The organism is Pirellulales bacterium (assembly GCA_035656635.1).
Taxonomy (GTDB): Bacteria; Planctomycetota; Planctomycetia; order Pirellulales; family JADZDJ01; genus DATJYL01.
Genome location: DASRSD010000120.1, coordinates 16396 through 31952 on the forward strand (window position 1 = coordinate 16396; position 15557 = coordinate 31952).

At 57.4% G+C, this 15557-nt stretch carries 11 protein-coding genes; 6 read left to right on the forward strand and 5 right to left on the reverse strand.

Translation table 11 applies throughout. The annotated features are described in order from the left end of the window. Positions 1 to 47 precede the first annotated feature (47 nt). The 3 genes from VFE46_11075 to ilvD all read right to left on the reverse strand — a co-directional run bounded on the left by VFE46_11075 (position 48) and on the right by ilvD (position 2430). On the reverse strand, positions 48 to 365 hold the full coding sequence (locus VFE46_11075) for a type II toxin-antitoxin system RelE/ParE family toxin (protein ID HZZ28534.1): 318 nt from the start codon (positions 363 to 365) through the stop codon (positions 48 to 50). Further along, entirely contained in the window at positions 362 to 619 is a 258-nt protein-coding gene (locus tag VFE46_11080) for an addiction module protein (GenBank protein HZZ28535.1), read from the reverse strand. The genes VFE46_11075 and VFE46_11080 overlap by 4 nt, the downstream gene beginning before the upstream one ends. Positions 620 to 735: 116 nt before the next feature. Then, entirely contained in the window at positions 736 to 2430 is a 1695-nt protein-coding gene (ilvD, locus tag VFE46_11085; GenBank protein HZZ28536.1) for a dihydroxy-acid dehydratase, read from the reverse strand. Positions 2431 to 2789: 359 nt separating this feature from the next. Here ilvD and VFE46_11090 point away from each other — a divergent pair, with 359 nt between their 5' ends. Then, on the forward strand, positions 2790 to 3413 hold the full coding sequence (locus VFE46_11090) for an HAD family phosphatase (protein ID HZZ28537.1): 624 nt from the start codon (positions 2790 to 2792) through the stop codon (positions 3411 to 3413). 131 nt (positions 3414 to 3544) lie between these two features. Next, positions 3545 to 5746, forward strand: a complete 2202-nt coding sequence (locus tag VFE46_11095) for an MFS transporter (GenBank protein ID HZZ28538.1) — start codon at positions 3545 to 3547, stop codon at positions 5744 to 5746. Positions 5747 to 5845: 99 nt separating this feature from the next. Here the strand turns inward: VFE46_11095 and guaA are convergent, their stop codons facing one another. Continuing rightward, on the reverse strand, positions 5846 to 7438 hold the full coding sequence (gene guaA, locus VFE46_11100; GenBank protein HZZ28539.1) for a glutamine-hydrolyzing GMP synthase: 1593 nt from the start codon (positions 7436 to 7438) through the stop codon (positions 5846 to 5848). Positions 7439 to 7675: 237 nt separating this feature from the next. Beyond that, positions 7676 to 8275 (reverse strand): hypothetical protein, encoded by a 600-nt coding sequence (locus VFE46_11105; protein ID HZZ28540.1) that lies wholly within the window; start codon positions 8273 to 8275, stop codon positions 7676 to 7678. A 198-nt stretch (positions 8276 to 8473) separates the two neighbouring features. On the opposite strand from VFE46_11105, the gene surE reads away from it, so the two are divergent. The 4 genes from surE to VFE46_11125 all read left to right on the forward strand — a co-directional run bounded on the left by surE (position 8474) and on the right by VFE46_11125 (position 15331). Further along, positions 8474 to 9226 (forward strand): 5'/3'-nucleotidase SurE, encoded by a 753-nt coding sequence (surE, locus tag VFE46_11110; protein HZZ28541.1) that lies wholly within the window; start codon positions 8474 to 8476, stop codon positions 9224 to 9226. A 229-nt stretch (positions 9227 to 9455) separates the two neighbouring features. Then, on the forward strand, positions 9456 to 9638 hold the full coding sequence (locus VFE46_11115) for a CPXCG motif-containing cysteine-rich protein (GenBank protein ID HZZ28542.1): 183 nt from the start codon (positions 9456 to 9458) through the stop codon (positions 9636 to 9638). 200 nt (positions 9639 to 9838) lie between these two features. After that, positions 9839 to 14047 carry a DNA methyltransferase gene (locus VFE46_11120; protein HZZ28543.1) on the forward strand — a complete coding sequence of 1403 codons (4209 nt, stop codon included), beginning with the start codon at positions 9839 to 9841 and terminating at the stop codon, positions 14045 to 14047. A gap of 663 nt (positions 14048 to 14710) precedes the next feature. Beyond that, a complete protein-coding gene (locus VFE46_11125) occupies positions 14711 to 15331 on the forward strand; it encodes a hypothetical protein (GenBank protein ID HZZ28544.1) in 621 nt (206 codons plus the stop codon). Positions 15332 to 15557: the final 226 nt, after the last annotated feature.

Genomic DNA, 15557 nt, shown 5'->3' on the forward strand with positions numbered 1-15557 from the left:
ACCATCATTGGCAATCGCCGATGACGACGCAGATCGGCAGTCATTTTTCAGCGCGATTCTTCGCCCCGCCGCAGCCAATAGTTTGGCCGCCGGCTTGTATGCACAACAGCAACAATCTCAATCAATTTTAGCGAAGGTCTAAATACGACTAAATATGGAAATTGTGGCAAACGCAACCGCCGATAACTAAGGCTCGTCGGCAACGTCTCTACAAAGGAGAAACCGTCCGGCCGGGCTTTGATTTTTGAAAGAGAATCTTGAAGAACTGCGGCGAATTCGCCGCCAAGGCCTGGCCTCACTTGATCGTAATACTCGATGGTTTTCTCCACTTCTTGCAAGGCGACCGACGACCATCGTAATTTCACGATTTACGTCCTCGCTCCACGGCCGCCTGAATGCGACGCATTGCTTCTTCATTGTCGATCCCGGGATCCTCGCCGCTTGCTAACGCCTCCCCACGGAGTTGAATTTCCTCCGCCCACAGCCGATCGTAATCAGGATGCTTTGGCACATCGCGATCGATGCTGATGATTAATTCCTTCGCTAACTCTTCTCGCTTTTCTAGCGGAAGAGCCAAAGCAGCTTCAAAAACCGCAGAGGTGTCGTTTGCCAGGCTCATGAATCACCTTTGAACTTCGCGAATCGGGCTCAAAACTGATTGTATTATATACGATCTTGTTTCAATTGCGCGCATTCACGATTGCCATCATTTATCCCGCCTTTGTACGCGAATGTTTACTCATCCGTCACGCAGCCGAGCGAGGCGTTTTTCACATTCTTAATATATTTGTACAGCGTGCCCCGGGTGGCTTTGTAAGGCGGGGCTTTCCAGGCGGCGCGGCGGCGGGAGAGCTCGTCGGGCGAAAGTTGCACTTCGATTTTATTTGCCGCGGCATCAATAATGATTTTGTCTCCGTCCTTCACCAGCGCAATCGTACCCCCTTCTTGTGCTTCCGGCGTAATGTGCCCGACGATAAAGCCGTGGGAGCCGCCGGAAAATCGCCCATCGGTTAGCAGCGCCACGTCTTTGCCCAGGCCTGCTCCCACGATGGCCGAAGTCGGCGTCAGCATTTCCGGCATTCCCGGCCCGCCTTTGGGTCCTTCGTAGCGAATCACCACCACGTCCCCTTTGGAAATCTCTTTTTCCTCCAGCGCCGCGAGCATATCTTCTTCCGAATCAAACACCTTGGCCGGCCCCTCGAACCGTTGCCCTTCCTTGCCGGTGATTTTGGCCACCGCGCCCTCGGTCGCCAAATTGCCGCGCAAAATTTGAATGTGGCCGGTCTTCTTGATCGGCTTCTCCAGCGTTTGCACGACCTGCTGACCCGCCTTCAATTCCGGCAGCTCCGCCAGATTTTCGCCCAGCGTTTTTCCCGTCACGGTCAGGCAATCGCCATCGAGCAAGCCTTCGTCCAGCAAATACTTCATCACGCCGGGCGTGCCCCCGGCGTTGTGCAAATCTTCCTGCACAAAGCGGCCGCTCGGCTTCAAATCGGCCAGATACGGCACGCGGCTGCTGGCGCGCTGAAAATCGTCGAGGGTCAATTCCACTTCCGCCGCCCGAGCCATGGCAATGAGATGCAGCACGGCATTGGTCGAGCCCCCCAAGGCCATGACGATGACCATGGCATTTTCAAAAGCGCGGCGGGTCATAATGTCGCGGGGCTTGATGTCGCGCTCCAAAAGATTGCGAATGGCGGCGCCGGCCCGAATGCACTCGTCCAGCTTGCCGGCGTCTTCTGCCGGAGTGGAAGCGCTGTACGGCAGCGACATGCCCAGGGCTTCAATCGCCGAGGCCATGGTGTTGGCCGTGTACATGCCGCCGCAGGCGCCGGCGCCCGGACAAGCTTGTTGCACAATGGCTTTGCGCGTGGCTTCATCGATTCGGCCGGCCACATATTCGCCGTAGCATTGGAATGCTGAAACAATATCGAGCGCCTCCCCTGCGGCGTGCCCTTCCCCAGCCTGCGGCATGTGTCCTGGTTTAATGGTGCCGCCGTAAATCATCAGCGCCGGCCGGTTCACTCGCGCCATGGCCATCAAGCAGCCGGGCATGTTTTTGTCGCAGCCGGGAATGCTGATATTGGCGTCGTACCATTGGGCGTGCATTACCGTTTCGATGGAATCGGCAATTAAATCGCGCGATTGCAGCGAGTAGCACATGCCTTCCGTGCCCATCGAAATGCCGTCGCTCACGCCGATGGTGTTAAACCGCATGCCCACCATGCCGGCGGCCGCCACGCCTTGCTTCGCCCGCATGGCCAGCGTGTCCAAGTGCATGTTGCAGGTGTTTCCCTCGTACCACATGCTGACGATGCCGACTTGCGGCTTGCTCATGTCGGCTTCGATTAAGCCGGTGCCATACAGCATGGCCTGCGAGGCCCCTTGGCTTTTGGGTTGCGTCACTCGGGAACTGAATTTATTGAGCATGATCAGAATGCAAAATTGGAATGGGGAATGGGGAATGGGGAATGCAAAATTGGGAATGGTTAGCCCGGTCGGCCACGACCGGCAGCGCCACGGGGCAGTCGTCAATAGCGGCGCAACGGCGCGCTACCACCAGACCACGAGGCACTTCCAAAGAGCATCGTAAAATATCGCAGGTTCGCGGTCCAGTTGCGACCGGCAGGGGTTGTTTCGTGGTTGGTGTGGCCTGTTATAATCGCCGCAAGCCATAATTTTCAAAGAACCCGCTGCCGCGTCCGTAATTCCCGCTCCGCTATCGCGTCGCGGCTAAACATTCCATCGACTCCACCCTATCGTTTATCGTTCATCGCCCCGTGTTCACCATGCCTCCGGCGTTCATTTATTTCGACCTGGGCAACGTGCTGTGCTTTTTCAGCCGGCCGCAAGAAATCCGGCAGGTGTCGCAGCTCTCCGGCGTGCCGGAAGACAAAGTGAAAGATGTGCTCATCGGCTCGCACGCCATCTTGTGGCCCTACGAACGGGGCGAACTGAACGACGAACAATTCCACGCCGAGTTTTGCCGCCTCACCGGCAGCCAGCCCGAGCTGGCGGCGCTGCTGGCGGCCGATTCCGAAATTTTCACTTTGAACACGGAGCTCTTGCCGCTGGTGGCCAACTTGGAAGATTCTCAAATTCCACTGGGCTTGCTGTCCAATATCTGCCCATCGCATTGGCGCACGGTGACTGACGGCCGTTACGGCATTTTGCCGGGCGCGTTCAAAAAATTTGCGCTGAGTTACCAAATTGGCGTGCAAAAACCGGACGAAAAAATCTACCGCCGCGCCACGGAACTGGCCGGTGTGCCGCCGCAGCAAATTTTCTTCATCGACGACATCGCCAAGAACGTGGCCGCCGCCCAACACTTCGGCTGGGACGCCGTCCAATACACCACGCCCGACGCCCTGGAGCAAGAACTGCACCGCCGCGGAGTGCGCTGCAATTTTTAGCCGGTCCCTTGCAGACCGCAGCCTTGGGGTATTGCCCGCCAGTGCCACTGGTGCGCGGCACACTTTCTCCGTTATATTCGGCCCTTCCACACCGTTAGGCCCATGTGGGCTGCTGCTTCGGGAGCCGCACCTTGTTTACGCCCTCGCCCACGCTGAAATCGCGCAGTTTCATGGGGCTGGTGTTGTCGCAATTTTTGGCGGCGTTTAACGATCAGGCCAGCAACATCGTGGCCACGTTTTATGGCATCGACATGCTGGTGCGGTTTGTGGCCATCGGCTGGATCGATGCCAAAGCGGTCATCTCCATTGTCACGGCCTGCTTCATCACGCCGTTTTTTCTGTTCTCGCCGTTGGCCGGCATCCTGGCAGATAAATACAGCAAGCGCAACATCGTCGTGTTTTGGAAGCTGGCCGAAGTCGGCATTATGGCCGTGGCTTTGTTCGCCCTGCTGTTGCCGCACACGGCCAGTTGGGGTTGGGCTTCGCCGCAAACGTTGGCCGTGATCAGCTCCGCGCTCATGATTTCCATTGTCTTTTTGATGGGCACGCACAGCACGTTTTTCATTCCCGCCAAGTACGGCATGATGCCCGAGATTTTGGACACTTCTGTCCTGTCCCGCGGCAACGGCTTGCTGGAAGGCACCAGTTTTGTGGCCACTATTTTGGGAACCGTGTTCGGCGGCGTGCTGTACGGCACGGTGTGGATCAAATCCGAAGTCGACAGCACCGCAGCGGTCAACGTGCTGCACTCGGGCCGCGAATGGATCATTGGGCTGGTGCTGTTTTTGCTTGCTCTGTGCGGCGCGGCGGCATCCCTGCTCATTCGCCGCATTCCCGCGGCCGCGCCGGAAATGCCGCTGACCTTCGATCCGGTCGTCCCGCTGAAAAAAAATCTAACGGTCCTCAAGCGCTCCCGCCCATTGATTCTGGCCGCCATTGGCATCGCCTTTTTTTCGCTGATGACGTTGTACTTGCGGCAAAGCCTGCTCTTCCAAGGCGAAACGATTGAAGAAATTGTGCTGGCCAATCGCTTGCCAAAAACCCCGGCGGCGGAAACCACGGCGGCAGCCCTGTCGGAAGTGCGGCGGGAAAACGAAGGCCAGACCGGTGAAACCGGAATTACTCCCTCCAAAACCGAGACCATCATCAACGAAGAATCCCCAGATTTGGTCGAAGCCGTCACCGCCACGCCGTTCAAAGAGGAGCAGCATACCGAATCGTCCAAAGCCTCCCGGACCGAGTTGGAAGTGTCGTTTTTTCTCGGCCTGGTAGGCCTGGGCGTGGGCATTGGCTGTTCGTTGGCCGGATATTTTTCCGGCAACCGATTGGAGTTGGGCCTGGTGCCCATTGGCCTGTCGCTGCTGATTGTCACCACGGCGGCCTTGTCGTTGGTGGTGCCCAACAAATATCAGATGATTGGCTGCCTCATTGCCGTCGGCGTTGCGGCCGGCTTGTACATTGTGCCGCTGTACACGCTCTTGCAGCATCGCTCGCCCAAGGAAAGCAAAGGCAATTTGGTCGCCACGAGCAATTTTTTGAACGTCGTGGGGGGCTTGCTGGCCGTGTTGGTGTTCTATTTTATCACCGCGCGGCTGCAGTCGTTTTTGGGGCTGACGCTGCATATGAAAGCCGTGAAAACCCATCCCGATTTAATCACCGCCTACCAGGGACAACTGATCCGCGCCCTGCGCATACCGAAAATCCTGTTTCTGTTTGCCAGCCTGATCACGCTGCTGATGCTCGGCCTGGCCTGGTGGCAACGGCCCGATTTTGTGCTGCGCGCGATTTCCTGGATTCGCTCCGCTCGCCGCCGGCATTTGCGCGCCCTGGGATTGGATAACATTCCCGCCAACGGGCAAGTGATTTTAATCAGCAACTCGCACGATTTTGAGCATTGGATTCACGTGGTTTCCACCGTCGACCGCTTCACCCGTTTTGTGGCCCCGCCCGATGCTCCGGCCGACAACATGCTGCGGGGCGTGGCGTTAAGCACCGGCGTGATGATCGCCGCCACGCGAAATGTCGAGCTTTCGGCGGAAGATAACGCCTTGGCCCGCGGCCTGGTGACGCTCGGCCAAGGCTACCTGTTGGGTCTGAGCCTGGCGGAAGATTTTTCCGCCGACGCCGGCCAGAAAGGCTTTGAGCATTTGCTATCCGAGTTGCGCGCCAAAGTGCCGGCCACGATTCTGCCCGTTTATTGTGGCGAACACCCGACCCATCCCGAGGCGCTCCGTTTTCCCCAGCTGCACACCTACGTGGTAATTGGCACGCCCCTGCCGCCCGACACGCCGCTGGCCGAAATCCGCGCCGCCGTAGCGGCACTGGGGACGTAAGGCGAGGAGAGTGGGATTCCCGCTAAACCGCAAGCGGATTCACGCATTCTCTTTCTGCTCGCCGCCGACTGCCTACTGCATGCCGCCTACTGCCTGCCGCTATTCCCACTCAATCGTGGCTGGCGGTTTACTGCTAATGTCGTACACCACGCGATTGATGCCGCGGACTTCATTGATGATCCGCGACGAGATCTTCGCCAGCAGCTCGTGCGGCAGGCGGCTCCAATCGGCGGTCATAAAATCTTCCGTGTCGACCGCCCGCACCGCCACCGTGTCTTCATAAGTCCGCGCGTCGCCCATCACACCCACGCTTTGCACCGGCAGCAACACGGCGAACACCTGGGCCGTTTGCCGATACAATCCGGCCGCACGAATTTCGTGCACCACAATGGCATCGGCTTCGCGCAATTTATCCAACCGCTTGCGACTCACTTCCCCCAGGCAGCGCACGGCCAGGCCCGGGCCGGGAAACGGATGCCGCCAGACAATTTCTTCCGGCAATCCCAATTGCACTCCCAGGCGGCGCACTTCGTCCTTAAATAAATCGCGCAGCGGCTCGATCAGTTCAAAGCCCAACTCCGCCGGCAATCCGCCCACATTGTGATGCAGCTTGATCGTCGCCGCGGGCCCGTCCACTGCCGCCCCGCTTTCAATCACGTCAGGATACAGCGTCCCCTGCGCTAAAAAGTGGGCTCCTTGAATGCGCGCCGCCTCGGCTTTGAAGCAGTCGATAAACACGTGCCCAATCCGCCGCCGTTTTTCTTGCGGATCGGTGACGCCCGCCAGCGCCGCTAAAAACTGCTCCTCCGCCTTCACCACGTGCAAATCGGTTTTGAAGTGCGTGGTGAATTCGCGGATAATCGCCGCCTCTTCATCTTTGCGCAACAGGCCGTTGTCGACCAAAATGCACGACAGTTGCGGCCCAATCGCTTCCGCCAACAGCGCCGCCACCACGGCCGAATCGACTCCGCCCGACAGGCCGCAAATCACGCGCTGCTGCCCGACGCGCTTTCGCACTTCGCGGATGGTTTGCTCGGCGAAATCGGCCAGTTGCCATGTGCCCTGACAGCCGCAAATGTGCGTGAGGAAGTTTTTTAAAATCGCCTTGCCCGGCGGCGTGTGCGTTACCTCGGGATGAAATTGCAGGCCGTAAATTGGCAGCCGCTTGTGCTTCACGGCCGTGATGGGGCACGTTTCGGTCCGGGCCAGCGGCACAAAGTCGCTGGAAACCGCGCTCACCTGATCGCCGTGGCTCATCCACACTTCCGTTTGTGCAGAAATACCGGCGAATAGGCCTGCGCCGTGCTCGTCGCTGCGGGGCAGTACCGTACACTGTGCCCGCCCAAATTCCCGCGACGGGTGGCTTTCAACTTTTCCTCCCAGCGCCTCGCACACCAACTGCATGCCGTAGCAAATGCCCAGCACCGGAATGCCCAGCTCGAACAATTTCGGATCGCAATGCGGCGCGCCCTTTTCGTACACGCTGGCCGGGCCGCCAGAGAGAATCAAACCTCGCGGAGCAATTTCCCGCACCCGCGCCGGCGTAATGTCGTACCGCACAATTTCGCAGTACACATTCTGCTCGCGCACCCGCCGGGCAATCAGTTGCGCAAATTGCGAACCGAAATCCAGCACCAGCACTTTTTCCGCGGCAATGCCCAACGATTTTTCCGGCACGATGGCAATCGACATGGTTTAAATCACGTTCATGACATAGCCCGACTGTGTCAGTCGGGCGCACACCCATTGAACTTCCACTTGAAACACAAACCGCCCGAGACAATCTCCCCGGGCGGAAACCGAGATTATAGAACCCGCCCGACTCATCGGCTAGTTGGCGATTTTTGTGGGCAGAGTATGGGTGCCACAAAACGGGCAAAAATTTGGCCAACGATTCATCCCCCATCATACCCGATTCATCCTGCCTCCTCACCGCCTCGCAATCCAACCCAGGAAAAAATGCGTCGGCACGTACACGCACAGCGGGACGAAGAGCAACAACACAATCAAATATCCAACCGGCGTTAGCCGCTTTTGCAACTGCCCCACGCCATACACAAAATTAATGTTCTCCTGCGGCGTGGAAATAAAATAGCACGCCGGCACCACCACCCACCACACCACGGTTTGCATCACCAGCGCCCGCGGGTCGTAACCGGTTTGCATCACCTGCCACAGCAGCAGCCACGGCAGCCAGATGTGAAACAGCGACACAAGCCGAATCCACAGCGGAATTTCCCGCTGGAACATGTATTTGCTCAGGCCCAGGAATTTTTCTCCTAGGGCCAGCTTCAGCAAAATGTCGATGCCCCAGATAATTTCCAACACCAGCACCGACACCGCTTCCACGCTAACGAGCAACCGGTTCGGCCACCACAGCGCAATTGTGCTGCCGAAAAGCGCAACGTCCGACATCCACAAAAAATTTTGCGGCCTGTATTGCCACCAATAAGCCGGCACCAGCACCGCGACAAATGCAGTCTGAAGTATCGCAATCACCCACATCATCGTGCCCAAATAAAGCCGCAATTTTTTCCCAGCGTCTACACAGCGCAGCGTATCGTAGCGTCTTGGCCCGATTCTGTCATTTTCAAAAACTCGCGCGCTCGTTGTCTGCCTGCGGCTCTAGCGATATAGTGAATCGCTCCGAAGAACATCAGCTCCGGCCGGGTGGCACTAACAAGCGCGGCGACTGTCAGTGCCACGCACAACTCTCAACATTACCCCGTGCAAATTCTCCTCACCAACGACGATGGCATTTTCGCCCCCGGCCTGGCCGCCATGGAAAAGGCCCTCGCGCGCCTGGGGAACGTCACCGTGTGCGCCCCGGCCACGGAGCAAAGCGGCGTCGGCCACTCCATCACCTTTCTCACGCCGCTAGTGGTGAAAGAAATTGTCGAAGGCAACCGCCGCCGCTGGGCCGTCGATGGCAGCCCGGCCGATTCGGTCAAAATTGGCATCGCCGAATACTGCCCGCAGCGCCCCGACCTGGTGGTCAGCGGCATCAACGGCGGACTGAACTCCGGCATCAATGTGCTATACAGCGGCACCGTGGCCGCGGCCGTCGAAGGGGCGTTTTTCGGCATCACTAGCGTTGCGGTGTCGCTAGAATGGGACGAGCGCTTCCAGTTCGAAAAGGCCGCCGACATCGCGCTGGCGGTCATCGAAAAAATTCTGGCCAACCAAGGCAACCGGCCCACGCTGTATAATCTCAACATTCCCACGGCCGCGCTGGGCAAGCCGCCGCACGTAAAAGTGGTGCCCATGGCCGTTCAGCAATACGGCGAGAAGTATGAAAAACGAACCGACCCGCGCGGCCGCAATTATTATTGGGCCATGGGCGGGCCGCCGACTTCCATCGGCGACGAAGCCACCGATTTAAGCGAACTGGAAAAAGGATTCATCACGCTCACGCCGCTGCATTTCGATTTAACCCGCCACAATTTTATTGCCCCCATGCAAAAATGGAACTGGATATAGTGGTAGGCGGTATGCGATAGGCGGTACGTGGTCAACAGCGATTAGCAATTAGTGGCGCAGTAGCCGGATGCTCACAGCATCCGGACCGGAAGGCGTGGCCTTCTGGCTATGTAGGAGCACCGCAGTAGCGTTTAGCCGTGACCAGCAACCAAGCGCAGTGCCGTAGGATCGAGCGCAATCGTTCCGCATTCCCCACTCCCCATTCCGCATTCCCCATTTTCGATTCCCCATGCAATCCGACTCGTCCTACCTTTGCGACAGTTGCGGCGAGGAAATCATTATTCCCATCGACGTTTCGGCGGGCGAAAGCCAAGAGTACGTCGAAGATTGCCCGGTCTGTTGTCATCCCAACATTGTGCACGTCGAAATCGACGACGATCAAACCGTGCGCGTCTGGGCCGAAAAGGAATAAAGCTCAGCCAATGTTCAAATGAGCCGCGCCCGTCAGGAAGCGGTTCTCAAGCGCGAGCCTGGCGGTCGAATCTGCCGCAGATGAATCCGCAGTCGGCCGTTCTAGCGATGGCAATGGTCTCGGCTCGTTGCCCACCTCACGGGCAGGCATTATCATTGCACCATTAAGACCCATACTCCGCTTGCCGCCAATCCGCTCCTGTGCCCCAAATCTCACTCTTCAATAACGAATCGGCCCGTGCCGCACGCCAGCCGAAAGCCGATCGCCTCGTCCTTAAACGGCTTCTTGAACACGCCGCCGGCAGCTTCCATCTGACGGACGAAAAAATTGCCGCAGCACATCAGGTTCTAATCAAATGGGCCGAGCTCGAATCGTCCGGCCGGCTGAAAGAATTCAAAGAAACCCAGATGCAGTGGCAATTCCTCCAGGAGGTTTTCGGTTCCGCGCTCGGTTACATCCTGCCGACCGAAAACGCCCCGAATTGGTATCAGGAGCAGCACCGCAAAATCGGCGATGAAACTCCCGACGCCGTTCTTGGAAAGTTCTCGCAAGGAAAGGAAGGAGATTTGCGTGGCGTTGTTGAATTAAAAGGCCCAAACATCCATCTCGACCGCGATCGTACCCGCCACGGGACGGCGGTCGATCAGTGCTGGAACTATCTCGTCAACACGCCCACGACTTGCCGCTGGGGCATCGTCTCCAACATTATCAGTTTTCGCCTCTACGAACGCGATTCCACCAAACGCCGCTACGAGCACTTCACGCTTCAAAGCCTGCGCAAGCTTGACCAATTCAAGCAATTCTATGCGCTTTTTCACCGCCCAGGCCTCATCGACGAAAACAAGGCCGGCCAACTGCTGCGCGACACCAACAACCGCCAGCGCGAAGTCGGCGAGGAGCTCTACGAAAACTACTCCACCAACCGCGTCGAGCTAATCCGCTACCTGCATGCCAACCATACGGTCGACGAGGCGATCGAAATGGCCCAGCGCTTGTTCGATCGTGTCATCTTTATTGCCTTTTGCGAAGACCGCAGCCTGCTGCCGGAAGACACCATCAAAAAAGCCGGCACGGCGGGCGGCTTTTACGATGTTACCAATCCCAAATGGCAAAACTTTAAGCGACTGTTTGGCTTTATCAACGTCGGCAACAATGTCCACGACATCCCCAAGTACAACGGTGGATTGTTTAGTCCGCACCCCGTCGATGATCTCGAGTTGCCCGACGAGCCCTGGACCAACTTCTTCGAGGCCATGGGAAGGTACGACTTTCGCGATGAAGTCAATCTCGATGTCCTGGGCCATCTTTTCGAACGTTCCATTACCGAACTGGAAAAATATAAAGAAGTCGGCGTCTTCAACCTGACGGGCGACCGCCAGGCTGCCTTCGCCCGCATGCCGCAGTCCGTCAAGCGCAAGCAGTTGGGCATTTATTACACGCCGCCGGAACTGACCAGCCGGATCGTCGAATACACCGTGAAAGAACTGATCGACCAGCGCTTCGCGGCTGCCGCCATCGAACTTGGCTCGCCGGCCAATGATGCGCAGCGCGGCATCGTTCCAGACACCCCCGAATTTTGGCAGCGCTGCCTGGCCATTCTCCAAGATTTGAAAATCGTTGATCCCGCTTGCGGTTCCGGTGCGTTCTTATTTCAGGCCTACAACGTGCTGGAAGACCGCTACCACGAAGTGGTCGGCCAATTAGATCGTCACGGCGCCGTCGACGCCGACAAGTTAGCGCACGAAATCCCGCACTGGATTCTCTCCCGCAACCTCTACGGCGTCGACCTTTCGCCCGAAGCGGTCGAAATCACGCAGCTTGCACTGTGGATTCGCTCCGCCACTCGCGGGCAAACCCTTGCCACGTTGTCCCACAACATTGTGCATGGCAATTCGCTGGTCCACGATCCGGCGGTCCATCCGGCCGGTTTCAATTGGCGCGAAAAATTTCCGGAGGTGTTCCATTTAGCCCCCGGCGAGTCGCCGGGGGAATCGGAGCCGCGCCCGTCAGGAAGCGGTACGGGCCGCAAAGCACCACAAGCGAACTGCTTAGCATACTTCATCACGTTTCATACCTACGGAAGCTGGTTGCACGGAACGGAGCGCGGCTCCGTTGACCGCGATCATAACGTGCCGGGCACGGAGCTCGTTCCGCCTGATGTCGAGCGTGAAATTGCAGAATTGTCGCGTCTGAAACATGACCCAGTGACGTTAGATGCCCGACAGCGACCGATTGTCGAGCAAGCGATCCGTGAAGTCTGCCAGCACCGAAGTTGGCGGTTGCACGCGATCAACGTTCGCAGTAATCACGTGCATGTCGTCGTGACGGCTGGTGATCCGCCTGAAAAGGTGATGAACGATTTCAAATCTTATGCCACGCGGGCAATGCGGCGAGCAAAGTTATGCCAAGCGGAGGAGAAGATTTGGAGCCGGCATGGGAGCACTCCCTATCTGTGGACGGAGGATTCGCTGACCAAGGCCTGTCAATATGTGATCGAAGGCCAAGGCGCTGAATTGTCGCGGGCACCGCTTCCTGACGGGCGCGGCTCCGATTCGGACGCGAACACTGAAACCGAGCCGCGACCTGCTGAAACCGAGCCGCCTGCTGAAACCGAGCCGCGACCGTTAGGGAGCGGTGCCTCCGGCTTCGATTGCGTCATCGGCAACCCGCCCTGGGAACGCATCAAGCTCCAGGAACGCGAATTCTTTTCACTTCCCGCGCCGGAAATCGCCACCGCCACCAATGCCGCCAAGCGCCGCGAGCTGGTTGCCAAACTCGAGCCAGAGAATCCCGAACTCTATCGGCGCTACCAGCAAGCGCAGCAGTCCGCCGACGCGCTCCTCAGCTATTGCCGCAAGAGCGAACAATATCCTCTCACCGGCCGCGGCGACATCAACTTGTATGCTGTGTTCGCCGAGCTGGCGTCCCAAATCGTCGCTCCCAACGGCCGCGTCGGGCTGCTAACCCCCTCGGGCATCGCCTCCGACATGACAACCAAAGACTTTTTCGCCGCCATCGCCGAAAACAATCGGCTGATTCGGCTGTACGATTTTGAAAACAGAACGAAGCATTTTTTTCCTGACATCGACAATCGCTTCAAGTTCTGCATCCTCAACTTCGGCGGCTCTGCATCTTCCCAGCAGAGCCGCGACCGTCAGGGAGCGGTTCCACCCGCCGACTTTGTCTTTTTCGCCCACACCGTCGAGGAGCTGGAAGACCCGGATCGGCACGTCGCACTTTCGGCCGACGACATTCGCTTGCTGAATCCCAACACGCACACCTGTCCCATCTTTCGCTCCAAGCGCGATGCCGAAATCACCAAAGCCATCTACCGCCGTGTGCCGGTGCTGATCGATCAAAGCCGCGAAGGCCCGACTGGCAATTCCTGGGGCATTAAATTCAAAACGATGTTCCATCAAACCAACGATGCGGAATTGTTTCGCGAAGCGGAATCGCTGACAGCCGAGGGCTATAAACTCAAAGGCAACCGTTGGGTCAAAGAAACGCCGCTTGCTAACGCGCGCGGCTCGGCTTCTGCAGCGACCAAACCACAACCCGAGCCGCGACCAACCGAGCCGCGACCGTCAGGAAGCGGTGCCGCAGAAATATTCCTGCCGCTCTACGAAGCCAAAATGGTCCAAGCCTACGACCACCGCGCCGCCGACGTCGTAACCGATGAAGCCAACTGGGTCCGCCAAGGCCAGACCGCTGGAACTTCACTGGTCAATTGGCAAAACCCAGAGCATTTGGCATCTCCGAGATTTTGGGTCGATTACCAACATGTCAAACTTCCAGAATGGGGTTCATTGGGATTTAAGGACATCACCAGCCCAACTAATCAGCGCACCATGATCGCTGCATGCGGGCCAATAGCCGGTTATACGAATCATTTTATTTTGGTACGTACCGACGCCGTTGCTCGAAGCCAAATGTGCCTCTTGGCCAATCTCAATAGCTTCGCTTACGACTTTTGCACTCGACAGAAAATCGGCGGAGTAACGCTTAATTTTTTCATCGTCGAACAAATTCCGACTTTTCCGCCCGACACCTATTCCAAGCCCTGCCCGTGGGATCGCAAACAAACCCTGGAAGCCTGGATCAGCGAGCGCGTCTTAAAACTGACTTGCACCGCCGTCGATATGTTGCCGCTGGCCGAGGCCTGCGATTTCACGGGCGGCAGCTTCAAAAAAGAATACGGCGGCCGGCTCAACAAATGGGATGAGAACGAGCGGGCCGAGTTCATGGCCGAGCTCGATGCCTGTTATTTCCACCTGTACGGCATCAACCGCGACGATGCCCAGTATATTCTCTCCACTTTCAAAGGCATCCACGATCAGCGCGAACTGTTCGGCGACCATCGCACCACCGCCCAGCACATCCTCGAACTGTACGACGAATTCGCCGGATAAGGTTGCTTTCCGTCGCTAAAACCGCGCCGAGAAAGCTCAATCTCGCTTGTCCGCTGCGTTCAGCGTTCATTGCTCATTGTTCATGCTGCTCTTGTGGCCTAAAAATTCGGTTGAATCTCCGACGGAAGCTGATATAGTGTACGGAAGAATAGTAAGCAGTTTGCAGTATGCAGTAACAGTAAGCGGTAGGCAGTAAGCGGTAGGCGGTCTGCCGCAGGCACTAGTCCCTAGCCCCTGAATCCTGCGCTCTGACTCCTGACCCCGACCCCTGAATCCTGCGCCCTGACCACCAGAGACCACCATGCACAATTCGCCGAAAACACTCGCCGCCGGATGCAAAGGCGGTGGCTTTTGTCGCCGAACTAGCGTGGTTTGCTCGAAGAATATCGAGCCGCGGGCGGACGCCACCGGACAAAATGTTCCCTTTTTGTCCGCGAATAAAAAACCCGGGACAAAAATAAATTCCCTGGCAAAATGCCACCCCTACTCTCTACCCCCTTCACGCTGCTCCCCACGCTCTACCCCCTTCTGTCTGCTTGCCCTTTTTCCCCGGGCATTATTCGGCTCTTGCCAAATGAGGCGCGCGATGGTCAGAATGAGGGAGAGCGGGCAGGCAGGCAAAGATATTGGTCACGAGGCCGACAGGCCAAATGGGAGGCGTTTATGAAGCGGCAAGTTTTTTCCACCGGCGGTGTTCTTTCCGGCGCTTTATTTTGCACGATGGCCGGATTACTGGCACTGGCGCTTTCGGGCTGCGATGAAATTGATCAGATGGCCGACAATGCCGCCAAGCGGCCGGTGACCCAGAATTTCACGCCAGGTATGGATAACGATCCGGAGCAGCGGCAACATGCCAGCAATAACACGCCGGCCAACGCCACTCCGCCGGCCAATAATACCGCACAAAATGCGGCCGCCCCGCCGACGACCGATCCGAATGCTCCGACCACGATGAAACCGGGAGACGAGAAAGACCCCACGCTGCAAAAAGCTGAGGCGGGAGTTGGCAAGCAGGGTTCAGGCTATGGCGGCGGGTTGATTACCGAACCGGTGCATGAGTTTTTCGTGGGCCGCGACAAGATTACGTTCGAGATCCAAATTCCACACCAGTTACAATTATGGAAAGCTGAGAACAACAATCGTAATCCTAAGAATTTTGAAGAATACAAGCGGGTAATTCTCGACCCATGCGGGGTTGACCTGCCGGAGCTACCTCCAGGCAAGCGTTACCTGTACGACCCAAAAACCGGCGATTTGCTAGTGGCCTCCGGCGGACAACCGTAGCGGTTTGGCCAAGGCGTAATTACCATGGAAGTAGCGGCTGAGATTCCTCGGCCGATATCTCTTTCCCGAGTTAGTTTCCATGAAACGCTTGTTCTCCTCAATGATTTTACTTGCTGTATTTGCTGGTTTTTGCCTAGAGGCGCGGGCCGACGACAGTTGGATTTTCATGCCGTCGTACTACAGCCACGACCCGATTACCAGCGTGCGAATTGCTGATCCGGCGGTG

Coding starts and splice junctions, on each gene's coding strand:
- VFE46_11090 (HZZ28537.1), top strand. CDS start 2,790: ATGCCTCCGGCGTTCATTTATTTCGACCTGGGCAACGTGCTGTGCTTT.
- VFE46_11115 (HZZ28542.1), top strand. CDS start 9,456: ATGCAATCCGACTCGTCCTACCTTTGCGACAGTTGCGGCGAGGAAATC.
- guaA (HZZ28539.1), bottom strand. CDS start 7,438: ATGTCGATTGCCATCGTGCCGGAAAAATCGTTGGGCATTGCCGCGGAA.
- ilvD (HZZ28536.1), bottom strand. CDS start 2,430: ATGCTCAATAAATTCAGTTCCCGAGTGACGCAACCCAAAAGCCAAGGG.
- VFE46_11125 (HZZ28544.1), top strand. CDS start 14,711: ATGAAGCGGCAAGTTTTTTCCACCGGCGGTGTTCTTTCCGGCGCTTTA.
- VFE46_11080 (HZZ28535.1), bottom strand. CDS start 619: ATGAGCCTGGCAAACGACACCTCTGCGGTTTTTGAAGCTGCTTTGGCT.